We start from the raw sequence: 14,887 nt of genomic DNA, 5'->3' as shown, positions 1-14,887 counted from the left end.
CCGAGCCCCCGGAGGCCGCAGGTGACCAGCACGTTCCGCATCCCCCGCAAGAGCTCACGGGCCTCTACGGCCGCGCCATCGCCTGGTACGCGCGACGCACGTTCGGGCAGGTGCCGCGCTGGCGCGACGCCGAGAGCGTCGACACACCGCGCTCAGCGCGACGTCATGGCGTACGCCGAGGCGATGACGGCGACCCCGCCCACCGTCACCGACGAGATGGTCGCCGCGCTCGTGGCACGGCTCGGCTCCCCCGTGGTGGTGGAGCTCACCGAGATGGGTCGCCGTCGAGAACCTGCGGTCGCACTCGTTCTCCGCCGCGGGCGTGCAGAGCCAGAGATACTCCGATGTCTGCGAGCTGCCGCTGGCCTCGTCCGGATCCGCTCTCGTGGCCGCCAGGCCGTCACCTCAGGAGGCGGCGCAGCCACGCGACGCACGCCTCGCCCTGCGCCCGCTGGAACGCCCGCACGTGCGGGATGCCCGGGGGCGGCGGCTGCAGCGAGGAGTGCACGAAGTACCCCGCGAGCGCGACGAGGTAGGCCGTGACGGCGTCCTCGTCGGTCCCCGCCGGCAGCGGACGGCGACTCAGCACCTCCTCCGGGAGCGGCCCGCCCTCGACCTCGACGGCCGGCAGCATGCCCACGAGGTCGCAGAACGCCGCGCCCCGAGCGGCGTTCGGCCAGTCGACGGCCAGCGCGCGGGTAGCGCCCGGAGGCCCGTCGGGCGGCGCGACCAGCAGCGCGTTGTCGCCGCGCAGGTCGCCGTGCACCAGCGACGACCCGGCGACGGCGGCCGCGGCGTCGAGCTCGATCTCCGCGAGACGGTCGAGCCGCGCGATCAGCCACGGGTCGTAGGTCGCCAGGCCGGCGGGCGCCTCGGCGGCCAGGCGTTGCGTGCGGTCGGTGGGAAGCTCTGTCTCGAACGCCGGCAGTCCGCCGTCGGGCACCGGGTGCTCCCCCACCGCGACGGCGAGGTCGAGCACGACCTGCAGCTCCTCGTCGACCCACGGCGTGGCCGGGTTGCGCGACGCGACCGTCTCGAACGCCAGGGCCACCCACGTCCCGCCGGCACCGTCCCCGCTGTCGTCCTCGCCGCCGGAAGGGAGGTCGGCGGACCACAGGAGCCGGGGCGCGGGCACTCCGGCGGGCAGCAGTGCGGCGCGGCGCGCCTCCTCCCGGTACATACCCACGGTGAACGCGTGCTCCGGCCCGACCGTCTTGACGAACACGGGGCCGTCCGCCGTGCGCAGCGTGGACGCCAGGCCCTGCGAGTAGCCACCGTCGTGGCTCGTCCACGCCGTCACGGGCGCGGCGAGACGGGCCTCGATCCCGGCGCGCACGGGGGCGGGGAGGTCGGGCCAGGCAGGGCGGGTGCGGGACAGCGGCACGGCGGTCATCCGGGGAGTATCCACGGCCCCTCGGCCGGACCCAAGCCCTTTGTCGCGACCGGCACGCCGACCGGCACCGCGACGGGCCTGCGGCTCACGACGCCCGTGACGCACGACGCCCCCGGCACCGCGGGGTGCCGGGGGCGTCGTGCGTGCGCGGAGCCCGTGCGCTCAGTCGCGCGTGAGCTTGCGGTACGTCACGCGGTGCGGACGCGCGGCGTCCGCGCCCAGACGCTCGACCTTGTTCTCCTCGTACGAGGCGAAGTTGCCCTCGAACCAGTACCAGTTCGCCGGGTCCTCCTCCGTGCCCTCGTACGCGAGGATGTGCGTCGCGACACGGTCGAGGAACCACCGGTCGTGGGAGACCACGACGGCGCAGCCGGGGAACTCGAGCAGCGCGTTCTCCAGGGAGCCGAGGGTCTCGACGTCCAGGTCGTTGGTCGGCTCGTCGAGCAGCAGGAGGTTGCCGCCCTGCTTGAGCGTGAGCGCGAGGTTGAGGCGGTTGCGCTCGCCGCCGGACAGCACGCCCGCGGGCTTCTGCTGGTCCGGGCCCTTGAAGCCGAACGACGCCACGTAGGCGCGGGACGGGATCTCGACGTTGCCGACCTTGATGAAGTCGAGCCCGTCGGACACGACCTCCCACAGCGTCTTCTTCGGGTCGATGCCCCCGCGGGACTGGTCGACGTAGGAGATCTTGACGGTCTCGCCGACCTTGAGGTCGCCGCCGTCGAGCGGCTCCATGCCGACGATCGTCTTGAACAGCGTGGTCTTGCCGACGCCGTTCGGGCCGATGACGCCCACGATGCCGTTGCGGGGCAGCGTGAAGCTCAGGCCGTCGATGAGCTGGCGCCCGTCGAAGCCCTTCTGCAGGTTCGACGCCTCGAGGACGACGCTGCCCAGGCGCGGGCCGGCCGGGATCTGGATCTCCTCGAAGTCGAGCTTGCGCGTGCGCTCCGCCTCCGCGGCCATCTCCTCATAGCGCGCCAGGCGCGCCTTCGACTTGGTCTGGCGGCCCTTCGCGTTGGAGCGCACCCAGTCCAGCTCGTCCTTGAGGCGCCTGGCGAGCTTGGCGTCCTTCTTGCCCTGCACCTCGAGGCGGGCCTGCTTCTTCTCCAGGTAGGTGGAGTAGTTGCCCTCGTACGGGTACAGGCGACCGCGGTCGACCTCGCAGATCCACTCCGCGACGTGGTCGAGGAAGTACCGGTCGTGGGTGACGGCGAGGACGGCGCCGGGGTAGGTCGCCAGGTGCTGCTCGAGCCACAGCACCGACTCGGCGTCGAGGTGGTTGGTGGGCTCGTCGAGGAGCAGCAGGTCGGGCTTCTCCAGCAGGAGCTTGCACAGCGCGACGCGGCGGCGCTCACCGCCGGAGAGCACGGTGACGTCGGCGTCCGGCGGCGGGCAGCGCAGCGCGTCCATCGCCTGCTCGAGCTGGGAGTCGAGGTCCCACGCGTCGGCGGCGTCGATCTCCTCCTGCAGCGTGCCCATCTCGGCGAGCAGGCTGTCGAAGTCGGCGTCGGGCTCGGCCATGAGGGCGGAGATCTCGTTGAAGCGGTCGATCTTCGCCTTGATGGGGCCGACCGCCTCCTCGACGTTGCCGAGCACCGTCTTCTCCTCGTTGAGCGGCGGCTCCTGCATGAGGATGCCGACCGTGTACCCCGGGGAGAGACGTGCCTCGCCGTTCGACGGCTGCTCGATGCCGGCCATGATCTTGAGGATCGTCGACTTCCCGGCGCCGTTGGGCCCGACGACGCCGATCTTGGCGCCGGGCAGGAAGTTCAGCGAGACGTTGTCGAGGATGACTTTGTCGCCGTGCGCCTTGCGCGCCTTGTACATGGAGTAGATGAACTCAGCCACTGGCTCTGCTTCCACCGTTCGATCGCGCGGAGAACCCGAGAGGTCGGGTCCGAGAGGTTCGAGGCTCCAGCGAGCACGCTGGAGGACCGGCATGGCGGCCGGTCCACCAGCCTACGCGACAGGAGCCGTCATCCGCCGACCGGCACCGGTTCCTCGGCCTCGACCTCGGCGGCCGCGTCGGTGCCGGGGTGGTCGCCCGGGTCCGCGACCTCGGCCCAGGGATCGCCCGCCGCCGGCGCTCCCTCCCGGTCCGGCCGGTCCACGACCCGCGTGAACCGGGCCAGGCCGCGGGTGACGTCCGGACCGACGGCGTGCGCGTCGACGACGAGCTGCCAGCGGTCCTTGCCCTCCTTGTCCGTCCACTCCTCGGTGGACAGCCGGCCGGCGACGACCACCGGGTCGCCCTGCGCCAGCGACTCGGCCACGTGGCGGGCCCCGGTGCGGAACGACTTCACCGTGAACCACAGCGTCCGGCCGTCCGACCACTCGCCGCTGCGCGCGTCGCGCACCCGTCGCGTGCTCGCCACGCGGAAGGTGGTCCACTCGACCCCGTTCTGGGACCGGTTCAGCGTCGGCTTCGTCCCGACGAACCCGCTGACCGTGATGCTGACCTCGTTCATGCGCTCCTCCTGGGCTCGCCGTCGGCGGGTGCCGGCGGTCCGCCCAGGATCAGTCGCGCGACGCCCGGTGGGCACCCGCCCGGGGCGCAGCTGTGGACGACGACGCCAGGTCGGAGTCTGTGGGCAGCCTCAGGGACCCGGTGAGCGGCTGCGACGTCGGCACCTCGGTCGCGGCCTGCGCGAGCTCACGCACCCGGCGGTGCTCGACGAGCAGCTGCTGCGTCGGCTCCCCGAGCCCCTCGGCGAGCACCCGCTCGAGCGCCGCGCGGCCGGCCGACGCCACGGCCTGCTCCCGCTTGCGCGCCAGCCCCCTCCGCGCACCCGCGCCCGCGAGGGCCACCGTGACGGCGGCCACCGCCGTCACGCCGGCCAGGCCCAGCACGACCGCCGGCCACGGCGAGGCGAGGTCCAGCACCCCGGTCAGCGCGAGCACGCCGACGACCGCCGCCACCACGGCCACCCCCCCGAGCACCCACGACGTGCGGCGCAGCACCCGGGCGGAGGACGGCCCGCGCGTGTCCAGCACGACCCCGCGCAGCGCGCCCGCCACCGACGTGCGCAGCTGGTCCGCCCCGGCGACGGACGCGGCGAGCGACCGCTGCCAGCCCGGCCGCAGCGACGCGCCCGCCCGGGTCAGCCAGCGGGCCCGGGACAGAGCGACCGCGTCCCGGTCCGGGGGCGGCACCTCGGGGCGTCCGTAGCCGTTGCGCACCGCGTTGCCCACCTGGGTCGCGACCGCCGCCAGCCCGGTGGCGGCCACCAGGGCGTCGAGCTCCCGCTCGACGGCCGGGCCCATCTGCCACGGCACCTCGGCCGGGGTCTGCGCCAGCAGCAGGCGCGCCGCGGTGTCCAGCTCCGCCGCCGCCCGCCCGGCCGCGACCGAGCGGCGCGCACACGCCTCCTCCAGGAGCACCCGCACACGGTCGATGCCCTCGCCCGTCCTCGCGGACACGCCCTGCACGTACACGCCGGTGAGCCCGTCGTCCTCGAGCAGGCGGGCCAGGTCGGCCAGCAGGTTCTCCCGTTGCGCGTCCGGCACGGTGTCCACCTGGTTGAGCAGCACGACCATCGACGACTCGGAGCCCACGGACGCCCGCAGGTAGCCGGAGTGCAGCGCGTCGTCCGCGTACTTCTGCGGGTCCACGACCCACACCAGCAGGTCGACGAGCGGCAGCACGCGGTCGACGACCTCGCGGTGGGCGGGCTCGACGGAGTCGTGGTCGGGCAGGTCGAGCAGCACGAGCCCGGCCAGCTTCTCCTCGTCCTGGCCGTCGAGCTCCCCGCCCTGCGTGATGCGGCGCTCGCGGTCCACGCCCACCCAGTCGAGCAGCGCCTCCGCGCCGTCCGACCAGGAGCAGGCGGTGACACGCGCCGTCGTGGGCCGCTTCACCCCGACGTCCGCGAAGCTCAGGCGCGACACCTTGTTGAACAGGCTCGACTTTCCGGAGCCGGTGCCGCCCGCGAAGGCCACGACCGTGTGGTCGACGCCCAGCGCGAGGCGCTGGCGCACCCCCTCGACGGCCGCGGAGACGCGCTCCGACGTGGCGTCGTCGAGCCGCGGCCCGGCGATGTCGAGGGCCTGGGCGAGGTCCTCGGTGCGGGCACGCAACGTCGCGTCGTGGGACGGGCTCTCGGTCATGTCAGCCTCCTGAGCTCGGCGAGTCGCACGCGCAGCCCCGCGGCCGCGTCGTCGGCGGGTTCGGACGGACCGAGGTCGTCCAGGACGGCCTGCACCTCGGCGTCGACGACGGCGGCGGCACGGTCGCCCAGGTCGTCGCGCAGGGTCGACACCGAGGCGTCGGCCACCTCGCCGAGCACCCGGGACAGCAGCCGCGCCGCGTCGTCGCTGCCCGCGGCGGACGCCAGGAGCAGCGTCGCGAGCCCGCGCGGCCCGAACGCCTTGACCGCGGCCTCGACGCGGGCCTCGTCCTGGGCCGGGGCCGCACCGCCGGTGAGCCCGGCGACCAGCTCGTCGGCACGCTCGGCCCAGCCCGCCACGCGACCCGGGACGTCCGCCTCGCGGGCGGCCGTGCGCGCCGCGCCGTCGGGCGCCACCGCCTCGCCGCCGGCGGGTGCGCCCGGGCCGGCGAGGACGGCACGCAGCCGCTCCTCGACCCGGGCGCCCGACGCGGCCAGCGTGCGCGTGGCAGCGTCCACCACGTCGGACCGCAGCTCCTCGAGCGCCGCCTCCCGCGCGCGACCGGCCCGGCGCGTGCTGCGCGCCCGGTCGCCGCGGACCTTCACGCGGTCGACACCGACCGTGCCGGACAGCTCGCGCCAGCGCGCCTCGACCGACGCCCCGGCGACGACCCCGGCGGCCACCGCGTCCCGAGCCAGCCGCTCCGCCGGCGGGATCTCCTCGGACACCCGCCGCCGCAGCACGTGCTCCGCCTCCTGCTGCGCGTCGATCGCGTCCGCGAGCGACGTGACCCAGCCGGGCAGCGCGCCCAGGGCGCCCTTGAGGGTCCGCACGACGACGGCGCGCGACCGGTCCGGCCCGGCGAGCATCGTGAGCCAGCGGCGCACGGGCTGCACGACCGACGGGTCGAGCAGGCCCTCGTGCGGGCCGACGTCGGGCACCACGAACAGCGGGACGTCGGTCATGCCGTGCTCGCGCAGGCGCTGCAGCAGGTCGCCGCGCACCGTGGTCAGCGTCTCCTTCGGCACCCGGTTGAGCACCATCGCCACGGACGCCCCGCGCTCGGTGGCCCGGGCGAGCGCCTGCCAGGGCAGCGCGTCGCCGTACCGCGCGGCCGTCGTGACGAAGAGCCAGAGGTCGGCGGCCTCCAGCAGCTGGTGCGCCGTGGAGCGGTTCTGCTGCACGAACGAGTCCAGGTCGGGGGCGTCGAGCAGCGCCGTGCCGCGCGGCACGCCCTCGTGCTGCACCACGCGCGACAGCTCCGTGACCGGGCCGGAGGACATGACGTCGGCGTCCAGGGGATGGTGGGCGAGCACGGGCTCGCGCGTCGTGGGCCGCAGCACCCCGGCCTCGGAGACGGCCTCGCCGAGCAGCGAGTTGTACAGCGTGGACTTGCCCGCCCCGGTCGAGCCGGCCACGACGACGACGGCCGGCGAGGACAGCTCCTTCAGGCGGGGCAGCAGGTGCTCGTCCAGCTGCGCGAGCAGCCGGTCCCGGGAAGCCGCCGCCTCCTCCGCCCCCTCGATCGGCAGGGGGAGCTCGACGGCCGCGACGTCACGTCGCAGGTCTCGGGCGACGTCGTGGACGGTGACGCCGATCTCCTCGCCCGCCCCGCCGTCTTTCCTGCTCGCGGCGCGGCGCGAGGCGCGGGTTTCCAGGGAAGGTGTCACGGGCACATCCTTCCCGCTGGGGCGTTCCGTGCCAAACGCGCGCGCCGCGCGGAGGGCCGATCTTCCCCCGCGCGGCACGCTCGCCGGCCACGGCGTCCGTCGCCACGCCGGGACGACGTCGGGCGCGGCTCCTCAGCGGCGGCGGAGGCTCTCGTAGATCCGCGCGAAGTCCGACCCGCCGTGCCCCGCGTCGACCTGGCGCCGGCGCAGCTCCTCCACCATCGCGATCGGCGCGGGGTCGACCCCCTGCTCCTCGCTCGCCCGCACCAGGTGGCCCAGGTCGGACCAGTCCAGGCTCTGCACGGGGTCGGAGTAGTTGCCGTCGTCGATCACCGCGGCGTCGAGCGCGAACGCCTCGGTCATGGCGGCGAGGAAGGGTGCCGCGCGGCGCGCGAAGCTGGTGGCGTCCACGCCGTCGGCCCCCACCATCGCGGCGCCGTGCAGGAACCCCGCGAACATCGTGTACATCCCCGACAGCATCGCGAGGTCCAGCAGCGACGCGCGGCCGGCGTCCGGCCCCTCGAACGTGCTGGTCGCCCACACGTCCAGCGGGCCCCTGACCTCGTCGAACACGCCTTCGTCCCCGCTGTAGAGGATCGCGGCGCCCGGCGACCCGATCATCGGCGGGGTGGCCATGATCGCGCCGTCGAGGTACCGCACCCCGTGGTCGGACGCCCAGGAGGCGAGCGCACGCGCCTCGTTCGGGGTGGTCGTGGTCAGGTTGACCACGACGCGGCCGCGCAGCTGCTCGACGAGCGGCTCGAGCGTGTCGCGCACCGAGACACGTGGTCGTAGAGGCAGACGACGACCACCGGCGCCGCGAGGACGGCGTCGCGGGCGGCGGCCGCCCGGTGGGCGCCGCGCTCCACCAGCTCCGTGTCCCGCCCGGGCGACCGGTTCCAGACCGTGACGGCGCGACCGCCGTCCAGCAGGGTCGCGGCGAGCGCCCGTCCCATGACGCCGAGCCCGAGCAGTGCGACCGCCTCGCGCGCCCGGCTCACCGCGGGTCCCGGATGCCGTCGATGATGCGCGTCCAGTTGTCGGCGCCGTGCCCGGCGTCGATCGCGCGGCGGTAGTGCGCCTGCACGGCCCGCGGCAGGGCCGTGTCGATGCCGACCGCCTCGCTCGCCGCGACGACGTGGTCGGCCGTTGCGCCCATCATCGTCACCGTGGACAGGTGCCCGGGGTGGTCCCCGGCGTCGATCTGCTCGCCGGTGCTCCCGCCGGCCTCGAGCATCGCCGGGATGCTTCCGAGCTGCGCGACCGCGTCAGGCACGAACTCGCGGGCGGGCAGGCCCGCGGAGCCGATCAGCGCCGTGGCGTGCATCAGCGCGGACAACGACGTGAGGAAGACGTCGAGCTGCGCCTGGTACATCAGCTGCGCCAGCCCCGGGTCCGCCCCGAGGTAGCGCGGGCGCCCGATCCGCCCGAGGGCGTCGCGGTGCCGCTCGAGCAGCTCCTGCGGCCCGGAGTAGTAGACGAAGGCCTCGTCGGTACCCACCATCGGCGCAGGCGTCATCACGCCGCCGGTGAGGAAGCCGGCCCCGTGCTCCGCGGCCCACGAGGCCGCAGCGCGGGTCCGGTCCGGCGTGTCCGAGCTGAGGTTGACGAGCGTGCGACCGGCGAGCGCGTCGGCCGCGCCGTCGAGGATCGCGTCCATCGCGGCGTAGTCGGTGAGGCTGAGCACGACCAGCTCGGCCGCCTCCAGCGCCTCGCGGGGCGTGGGCGCGAAGGCCGCACCGGCCGCCACCACGCCGTCGGCCCGGGACGGGGTGCGGTTCCAGACCGTGACGGGGTGGCCGCCGTTGAGCAGGCTGCGGACCATCGCCTGGCCCATCGGGCCCAGGCCGATCACGGTGACCGGAGCCTGCTCGATCGGTGCGTGGTGCTGCGTCATGGGGTCTCCTCCTGGTGTCGGGACTTGTCCTTCGAGCCGGACACCTCCATGCTCAGGGGGTACGGCAAGCGTGTGAAGTACGCACAAAAAACTGCGGTACTTACCTCGAGGGAGGTACCCGGACACGAGGAGCACCATGACCACCAGCACCCGGCGCGGCCCCTACGTCTGCGGCATCGACGCCGCGCTCGACGTCGTGAGCGGCAAGTGGAAGGGCCTCATCCTCTGGGAGCTCGAGGAGCACGGCGTGCGCCGCTTCGCGGAGCTGCGCCGCGGGCTGCCGGGCGTGAGCGAGAAGGTGCTCACCCAGCACCTGCGCGAGATGGAGGCCGACGACCTCGTGGTGCGCACCGTCTACGCCGAGGTGCCGCCCCGCGTCGAGTACGCGCTCACCGAGCACGGGCGGGCGCTCAACGACGCGCTCGCCCCGCTCGGGCTGTGGGGCTCCGAGCGCATCCGGCGCGAGGGGCGCGAGCTGGTCGACCACGCCGACGCGGCGGCCATGCCGCGCCCCGCTGCCGTCTGACGGTGCCCCCAGCAGGACTCGAACCTGCAACCTACGGATTAGAAGGCCGTTGCTCTATCCATTGAGCTATGGAGGCGCGCACCCATGGTATCGGCACGGCGCCCGTCGACCACGGCCCCGTGCACGGCCGGGGGCGCGCCCACCTGGGAAAAAGCCGTGCGCCGGACGATGACGTCCCGGCAGACTCATGCATGCACCGCGGTGACGCGCGGCCGGTCAGACACCGGTCGCACGGGTGGTCCCTGGCCCGGACCGACGACCCCACGTCACGAAGGACACCATCACCATGTTTCCCCCGGAGAACCTGCTTCTCGTGCAGGCCATCCAGCGCGAGCGTCTCGAGGACGCCGAGCGACGACGAACCATCCACCGACTGCAGCAGCAGCGCAAGCTGCGCCCGCAGCCGCACGCCCGCCGACAGCGCACCAGCATCGCCCGGTGGCTGTACGACTGGCTGACCGCATGACACCCGCAGGGCGGGCGCCGGCCGGGTATCGACCCGCCGACGACGCCACCACGAGGGCCCCGGGGCCCGGACCGTTCGCACCGAACCGTCCGGAGCGCCGGGGCCCTCGTCGTGTCACCGAGCTCACCGGGGTCACCAGGGTCACCGGGCCGCCCCCGGGCGCGCGGACCGTAGGCTGACCCCGTGAGCCCCGCGAACCCGAACGAACGCATCGTCTGGATCGACTGCGAGATGACCGGTCTGGACCTGCGCGCGGACGCGCTGGTCGAGGTCGCCGCCGTGGTCACGGACTCCGAGCTGAACGTGCTCGGCGAGGGGGTGGACGTCGTCGTCGCGCCGCCCGCTGCCGCCCTCGAGCAGATGAACGACTTCGTCCGCGACATGCACACCACGTCCGGCCTCATCGAGGAGCTGCCCGCGGGCACGACGCTCGCCGAGGCCGAGCAGGCCGTGCTCGACTACGTGCGCGAGTGGGTGCCGGACCCGGGCAAGGCACCGCTGGCCGGCAACTCCGTCGGCACGGACAAGATGTTCCTGGACCGGGACATGCCCGAGCTGGTGGGACACCTGCACTACCGGATCGTCGACGTGTCGTCGATCAAGGAGCTCGCCCGCCGCTGGTACCCCCGCGTGTACTTCGCCTCCCCCAAGAAGGACGGCGGCCACCGGGCGCTCGCCGACATCCTCGAGAGCATCGACGAGCTGCGGTACTACCGGGAGGCACTGTTCGTGCCCCAGCCCGGCCCGGACACGAAGACCGCCCGCGTCGTCGCCGAGCGCGTCAGCGAGACGTCGGTCACCCGGCGCACCACGGAGGCCTGAACCGCCCCGCGGAGCATGTACACTTTTCGACGGCCCGGTGCTTCGGTAACCGGACCATGGTGGCTATAGCTCAGTCGGTAGAGCGCCTGGTTGTGGTCCAGGAGGTCGCCGGTTCAAGCCCGGTTAGCCACCCCACCAGAAGAGGCCCCCGTCGCGTCCGTCCGGACGCGACGGGGGCCTCTCTCCGTCTCCGGGCGGGTGCGGGCAGGGCCCGCCCCGGTCCATTCGGTATACCATCGCCACGGCCGCGGACGCGGTCCCCCGTGACCGAAGGAGACACCCCCGCCGTGGCACGACAGGCCGCCCCCGCCCGCCCGAGCGCGGCCACCGCCACCTTCTCCTCCCTGCGGGGCAACCGCCCGTTCCAGCTCCTGTGGGCGTCCAACCTGTTCTTCTTCGGCGGCGTCTGGACGCAGACCCTGGTGCTCGGCTGGCTCGCGTTCGAGCTCACCGGCTCAGAGCTCCTCGTCGCCGTGTACACCGCGGCACGGCTGGCACCCCTGCTGCTCGGACCCGTCGCGGGGGCGCTCGCGGACCGCTACGACCGGGTGCGGCTGCTGCTCGTCGCCTGCACCTGGGCCACCGGTGCCGTGGCCGTGGTCGCCGCGCTCGCGACCGCCGACCTGCTGCCCTACGGGGCGATCGTCCTGGGCGGCTTCGCGATCGGCATCGCCCAGTCGCCCTCCCAGCCGGCCCGGATGTCGCTCGTGCTCGACCTCGTGGGCCGTGAGAACCTCTCGAACGCGAACGCGCTGAACTCGATGGCGCTCAACATGACCCAGGTGATCGGGCCGGCGCTGGGCGGCGGCATGATCGCGGCGATAGGCGCCCCGGCCGCGCTCTGGGTCTCCACGGCCTGGTACGTGGCCTCTCTCCTTCTCCTGCTGCCGCTGCGCCGCCTGCGCACCCGCACCGGTCCGGGCGGCCACGCCTCGGCGTCGGTGCTCGCCATGGTCGCGGGCGGGTTCCGCGCCGTCGCCGGGAACCGGCTCGCTGTCGGCGTCCTGCTCGTCACCCTGGCCGCGAACGTCTTCCTCTGGCCCGTGTACCAGTCGTTCATGCCCGTCTTCGCCGCCGAGTCGTTCGGGCTCGATGCCGCGGGCCTCGGCGCGCTGCTCACCTGCGCCGGCGTGGGCGGGCTCGTCGGGTCGCTCGTCATCGCCGCGCTCGGCGACTTCCGCTTCAAGGGCGCGCTGTTCGTGCTCGGCACGACGGTGTGGGGGCTGGCCTGGGCCGCGTTCTCGCTGACCGCGGCGCCTGCGCCCGCGTTCGTGCTCATGGCCGTCATCGGGCTCGCCGGCGCCGCGTTCGGCGTGCTGCAGACCACGCTGCTCCTCATGGTCACCGACCCCGGCGTGCACGGCCGCGCGCTCGGCCTGCAGGAGCTCGTGATCGGCGTCATGCCCGCCGCCACGCTGGTGATCGGCGTGGTCGCGGAGCACGTCGGCGTGCCCCGCACGGCCCTCGGGGCGAGCCTGGCGCTCGTCGTCTGCCTCGTCGTCCTCGTGGTCGCCGTCCCTGCCCTGCTGCGCATCGGTCGCGCGGACGACGCCGGCGCCCGCGACACCACCTCCGGAACACCCTCCGGCGCCGACGTGACGAGCACGAACCGGGACAGCGGCACGGCGCTCATCCCCGCGAGCGAGCACGGGCACGTCTCGACCGTGCGCATCCTGCCCGACGCCGGCGTGCCGGTCGACCACGTCAACCGCCTGTCGTGGACCGCGCTGCACGAGGCGATCGTGCTCGGCGACGGGTCGGCGGACCAGGTCGAGGTCGTACGCCTCCTGCTCGACGCCGGCGCGGACCCGACGATCCGCGACGGGGACGGCGTGCTCCTCCGGGACCTGGCCGCCTCCCGGGGCTACGACGCGATCGTCGCCGAGCTCGACCGCGCCCGCTGACGACACCGCGCGCCCGGGACCGCCGCGGGGCCGCCGGGCTCAGGCCCGCGCGACGATCGCGTCCGCGAACGCGTCCAGGGTGGCGGCCGTGCCGGAGTGCTGCATCCACAGCGACGGCTCGGTGAGCTCGAGCTCGATGACCATCGGGGTGCCGTCGTCGCTGGCGACGAGGTCGACGCGCGCGTAGAGGAACGGCTGCTCGCCGCCGACCTGCTCGCGCGCGACCGCGAGCGCCTTCTCCGCGACGTCGACCTGCTCGGGCGTCGCCACCGCGGGCTCCATGCGCTCTGCGGCGTAGAGCGCCTCGCTGGCCTCGACGGGCCCGGTCAGCAGCGCGTGCTTGCGCACCGCGTGCCGCAGCTCGCCGTCCACGAAGACGAGGCCGGTCTCCCCCGTCGTGTCCACCGACGTCACGTAGGGCTGGATCATCACGGCGCGGCCGCCGTCGAGCAGGTCCACCGCGTGCTTGATCGCGAGCGCCCGCGACTGCGCGGACACCGGCTGGTAGCGACCCGTGTCCTGCGCGCCGGCGCTGACCACGGGCTTGACCACGAAGTCGCCGAAGGCGGGCATGCGCGTGTGCACCGCGCGCTTCGACAGGTGCCGGTCGGGGTCCAGCCAGATCGTCGGGATGACGGGCACGCCCGCCTCCTCGAGGGTGCGCAGGTAGCCCTTGTCGGTGTTCCACCGCAGCACGTCGGCCGGGTTCTCCAGGCGCGGCACCGTCTGCGCCCAGGCGAGGAAGTCGTCGCGGCGGGGCGAGTAGTCCCAGGTGGAGCGGACGACGACGAGGTCGTAGACCGACCAGTCCACGTCCGGGTCGTCCCACACCACCGCCTCGGTCACCACGCCGCGATCGGTGAGCGCGGCGAGCAGCGGGCGGTCGTCGCTGTCCAGGCGGGGCAGGGCGGAGCAGGTGGCGAGGCCGATGCGGGTCGTGGTCACGCGTCGAGCCTAGTCGGCGGGCGACACGGCAGGCGCCGCGGCGTCCGCGGCACGGCGCAGCCCGCCGAGGATGCCGGCCGCGGTGAGCGAGCCGACGACGGCACCACCGTCGTCGACCACCGGGACCCGCCCCTGGGACGACGTCGGCAGCGCGGCCACGGCCTCGAACGCCTCCGCGAGGCTGGCGCCGAGGGCCACGGGGGGCGGCGCGGGCAGCACCACCAGCGACGCGTCCTCGAGGTCCTCGCGCTGCACCACGGCGAGCGCGAGCATGCGCTGGTGCGCCCCGGCGCCGACGAAGTCGCGCACCCGGTCGGTCGCGGGGTGCGCGAGGACGGTCAGCGGCGAGGCGACCTGCTCCAGGTGCCCGCCGCGGGAGAGCACCGCCACCCGGTCCCCGAGCCGCACCGCCTCGTCGACGTCGTGCGTGACCAGCACCACCGTGGAGCCGACCTCGGCGAGGATGCGCGCCACCTGGTTCTGCAGGTCCCGGCGGCGCTCGGGGTCGACCGCGCCGAACGGCTCGTCCATGAGCAGCACGGGCGGGTCGGTGGCCAGCGCGCGGGCCACGCCGACGCGCTGCCGCTCCCCGCCGGAGAGCTGGTGCGGGTAGCGCCGCCCGTACCGGTCGGCCGGGAGGCCGACCAGGTCGAGCACCTCGGACACGCGGTCGCGCACGCGCTGCCGGTCCCAGCCGAGCAGCCGCGGCACGGTGGCGACGTTCGCCTCGACCGTGCGGTGCGGCAGCAGCCCGACGTCCTGGATGACGTACCCGGTCCGGCGGCGCAGCGCGACGGGGTCGACGTGCGTGACGTCCTCGCCGTCCACCAGCACCCGCCCGGAGGTGAGCTCGACGAGGCGGTTGATCATCCGCAGCGTGGTCGACTTGCCGCAGCCGGAGGGCCCCACCAGGGCGAGCACCTCCCCCGGCCGCACCGTGAGGCTCAACCCCTCGACCGCGACCGTGCCGTCCGGGTAGGCCTTGCGGACGGCGTCGAGCTCGATGCCGGTCGTCAACCGGGCGGGCGGCGACGCGGGCGGTGCGGACTGGTCCGTCGGGGCGGGCATGGCTGCGAGGCTATCCACGCCGTCCGACACCCCGGACCGCGGCGCGCCGGGGTGGCCCACGGCACGGCGTCGGACCCGGCCGCTACGGTCGA

General features: G+C 74.4%; 14 protein-coding genes and 2 tRNA genes. 5 read left to right on the top strand and 11 right to left on the bottom strand.

Annotated elements, in window-relative coordinates; translation table 11 throughout:
• Nucleotides 1-400 precede the first annotated feature (400 nt).
• The 8 genes from B5Y66_RS18435 to B5Y66_RS18405 all read right to left on the bottom strand — a co-directional run bounded on the left by B5Y66_RS18435 (nucleotide 401) and on the right by B5Y66_RS18405 (nucleotide 9,064).
• A complete protein-coding gene (locus tag B5Y66_RS18435; protein WP_079576080.1) occupies nucleotides 401-1,393 on the bottom strand; it encodes an aminoglycoside phosphotransferase family protein in 993 nt (330 codons plus the stop codon).
• A gap of 162 nt (nucleotides 1,394-1,555) precedes the next feature.
• Nucleotides 1,556-3,238: an energy-dependent translational throttle protein EttA gene (gene ettA, locus B5Y66_RS18430; protein ID WP_079576079.1), complete on the bottom strand. Its 1,683-nt coding sequence runs from the start codon at nucleotides 3,236-3,238 to the stop codon at nucleotides 1,556-1,558.
• 128 nt (nucleotides 3,239-3,366) lie between these two features.
• Nucleotides 3,367-3,858, bottom strand: a complete 492-nt coding sequence (locus tag B5Y66_RS18425; RefSeq protein WP_079576078.1) for a single-stranded DNA-binding protein — start codon at nucleotides 3,856-3,858, stop codon at nucleotides 3,367-3,369.
• Nucleotides 3,859-3,907: 49 nt separating this feature from the next.
• A complete protein-coding gene (locus tag B5Y66_RS18420) occupies nucleotides 3,908-5,497 on the bottom strand; it encodes a GTPase (protein WP_079576077.1) in 1,590 nt (529 codons plus the stop codon).
• A complete protein-coding gene (locus B5Y66_RS18415; protein WP_079576076.1) occupies nucleotides 5,494-7,167 on the bottom strand; it encodes a GTPase domain-containing protein in 1,674 nt (557 codons plus the stop codon). Before B5Y66_RS18415 ends, B5Y66_RS18420 begins: the two co-directional genes overlap by 4 nt.
• A 132-nt stretch (nucleotides 7,168-7,299) precedes the next feature.
• Nucleotides 7,300-7,944, bottom strand: coding sequence for an imine reductase family protein (locus tag B5Y66_RS18410; protein ID WP_245807212.1), 645 nt, complete (start codon nucleotides 7,942-7,944; stop codon nucleotides 7,300-7,302).
• Nucleotides 7,884-8,168 (bottom strand): NAD(P)-binding domain-containing protein, encoded by a 285-nt coding sequence (locus B5Y66_RS23060; RefSeq protein WP_245807211.1) that lies wholly within the window; start codon nucleotides 8,166-8,168, stop codon nucleotides 7,884-7,886. Before B5Y66_RS23060 ends, B5Y66_RS18410 begins: the two co-directional genes overlap by 61 nt.
• On the bottom strand, nucleotides 8,165-9,064 hold the full coding sequence (locus B5Y66_RS18405; protein WP_079576075.1) for an NAD(P)-dependent oxidoreductase: 900 nt from the start codon (nucleotides 9,062-9,064) through the stop codon (nucleotides 8,165-8,167). Before B5Y66_RS18405 ends, B5Y66_RS23060 begins: the two co-directional genes overlap by 4 nt.
• A 136-nt stretch (nucleotides 9,065-9,200) precedes the next feature.
• On the opposite strand from B5Y66_RS18405, the gene B5Y66_RS18400 reads away from it, so the two are divergent.
• Entirely contained in the window at nucleotides 9,201-9,590 is a 390-nt protein-coding gene (locus B5Y66_RS18400) for a winged helix-turn-helix transcriptional regulator (RefSeq protein ID WP_079576074.1), read from the top strand.
• Nucleotides 9,591-9,593: 3 nt separating this feature from the next.
• Here B5Y66_RS18400 and B5Y66_RS18395 read toward each other — a convergent pair.
• A tRNA-Arg gene (locus B5Y66_RS18395) sits at nucleotides 9,594-9,666 on the bottom strand.
• Between the two features lie 210 nt (nucleotides 9,667-9,876).
• On the opposite strand from B5Y66_RS18395, the gene B5Y66_RS18390 reads away from it, so the two are divergent.
• The 4 genes from B5Y66_RS18390 to B5Y66_RS18375 all read left to right on the top strand — a co-directional run bounded on the left by B5Y66_RS18390 (nucleotide 9,877) and on the right by B5Y66_RS18375 (nucleotide 12,782).
• A complete protein-coding gene (locus tag B5Y66_RS18390) occupies nucleotides 9,877-10,056 on the top strand; it encodes a hypothetical protein (RefSeq protein ID WP_079576073.1) in 180 nt (59 codons plus the stop codon).
• Between the two features lie 183 nt (nucleotides 10,057-10,239).
• On the top strand, nucleotides 10,240-10,878 hold the full coding sequence (gene orn / locus B5Y66_RS18385; RefSeq protein WP_079576072.1) for an oligoribonuclease: 639 nt from the start codon (nucleotides 10,240-10,242) through the stop codon (nucleotides 10,876-10,878).
• Nucleotides 10,879-10,937: 59 nt separating this feature from the next.
• Nucleotides 10,938-11,013: transfer RNA gene (locus B5Y66_RS18380), tRNA-His, on the top strand.
• A gap of 128 nt (nucleotides 11,014-11,141) precedes the next feature.
• Entirely contained in the window at nucleotides 11,142-12,782 is a 1,641-nt protein-coding gene (locus tag B5Y66_RS18375) for an MFS transporter (RefSeq protein ID WP_217700850.1), read from the top strand.
• A 39-nt stretch (nucleotides 12,783-12,821) separates the two neighbouring features.
• Here the strand turns inward: B5Y66_RS18375 and B5Y66_RS18365 are convergent, their stop codons facing one another.
• A complete protein-coding gene (locus tag B5Y66_RS18365) occupies nucleotides 12,822-13,727 on the bottom strand; it encodes an ATP-grasp domain-containing protein (protein ID WP_079576071.1) in 906 nt (301 codons plus the stop codon).
• A 9-nt stretch (nucleotides 13,728-13,736) separates the two neighbouring features.
• Nucleotides 13,737-14,795, bottom strand: a complete 1,059-nt coding sequence (locus B5Y66_RS18360; protein WP_079576070.1) for an ABC transporter ATP-binding protein — start codon at nucleotides 14,793-14,795, stop codon at nucleotides 13,737-13,739.
• Nucleotides 14,796-14,887: the final 92 nt, after the last annotated feature.

Source organism: Krasilnikoviella flava, assembly GCF_900167525.1.
Classification (GTDB): Bacteria; Actinomycetota; Actinomycetes; order Actinomycetales; family Cellulomonadaceae; genus Isoptericola; species Isoptericola flavus.
This window is presented reverse-complemented; position numbering and strand designations above follow the sequence as displayed.